The organism is Cryomorpha ignava, assembly GCF_010686655.1.
Lineage (GTDB): Bacteria > Bacteroidota > Bacteroidia > Flavobacteriales_D > Cryomorphaceae > Cryomorpha > Cryomorpha ignava.
The window spans coordinates 1-1350 of the sequence record NZ_JAAGVY010000121.1 but is presented as its reverse complement, the minus strand read 5'-3'; the positions used below and the strand labels follow the sequence as shown (position 1 = coordinate 1350).

The following is a 1350-nucleotide window of genomic DNA, read 5'->3' as shown; positions in this document are numbered from 1 at the left end:
CCGAATTGTCTTGATAGGATGCTATTTTTTCATAGTCAGTGTTATTTGTATTACACCCAACTAACAAAATCAGGGTTGTCCAGATATAAAATTTACAGTTCATGGTTCTTTTTAATGTTTGCCAACGTCTCGGCTATGGTTAGTACGGGAATTAAAAGTAGTTAACTTTCGATTAAGCACTTAGCCAAATTTTTAATTTTTTCATTTCAAATATTTCTGCAAAATTGAAAATTTTGCGGACTTTGTTCAAGGCACTTCACTTTGGGTTAAGCACCAAAACCCGTATTAATTATAGCCATTGTTGGCAAATCGTGCTCTTTTATTTTCTGCTTATCGTTATTCGTTCATTAAATTCAGAGTCTAAAACTCGCAACAAATTTTCAAGCTCTTGATTTTTCAGATTTAGTCCTATTAGTATTTCTTCTCCAGACCATTTTGCTTCAAGTCTGTTATGGTTTATTCTCATTATTATTTTTTCACGAGGGTCAAAATTCGCATTCGATTCTGAAGATTCGATGTGGTAATTCTCCTTGTCATATTCATCTTCCGCGTAAGTTCTTTGAATCAAAAGATATTTTTCAATACTATTCATTATCTCCTCCTCAGTTTTAAATTGGTCATCCGCTGACCTTGAATCTGAAAATGTCACTGTACACCCCAACTCTTCATCTTGGATTGTCAGTTCTATGCATTGGAAATTTATTTTCATTTTTATAATTTAGTTACTCTTGTATTCACAGTTCCATAAGTTCTCCCTCCACTCTGAAACTATTTCGATTAAATCATTTAATTCCCATCCTTCTGACAAAAGACTAAGTCCATTAAATATTGGAGAATCTGCTCCCATTTTATAGAAATATTTATTATTCACAAGATTATAAACTTCTTTATAGTCAATTTTTAAGTCCTCAAGAGGATTTGTCGTGTGCTTATGCAGTTCAGTAGGTAAATCTCGGTGTTTATAATAATTCGCTAGTACTATGATTAATTCTATTCTTGTTGTTTTAGAACCTTTATTGACCATTTTATCTGAGGAATATTTCAAATGTAGTTTTAAAAGTTCTGGATATAAATCTGAAATACTACTATTTATATAGTTTTGTAAGACAATAAAAACTGTTCCTACTAAATGTTCTGTGTCATCTGCATAAATACTATCCCAATAATTAAAATCTTCTTTTTTACATATTTCTTCAATAGCGTCCTAAACGTTTAAAAAATTCAAAAAAGAAAGAGGGAAGTTTTGTATTTCAAATTAACTTTGAATTGCACAACAAAAACACTCCCTCTTATGGCAAATATAACGTTGTTTTCTCAGATTATCTCAAAATTAGATCGCTCAAAATTCAA

Annotated in this window: 2 protein-coding genes; both read right to left on the bottom strand. The window is 30.8% G+C overall.

What is annotated here, in order from left to right:
• Positions 1–319: 319 nt before the first annotated feature.
• The gene (locus tag G3O08_RS20660) at positions 320–709 is read right to left on the bottom strand and encodes a hypothetical protein (RefSeq protein ID WP_163287343.1); all 390 of its coding nucleotides are present in this window, start codon (positions 707–709) and stop codon (positions 320–322) included.
• 9 nt (positions 710–718) lie between these two features.
• Positions 719–1045, bottom strand: a complete 327-nt coding sequence (locus G3O08_RS20655; RefSeq protein WP_163287342.1) for a hypothetical protein — start codon at positions 1043–1045, stop codon at positions 719–721.
• Positions 1046–1350: the final 305 nt, after the last annotated feature.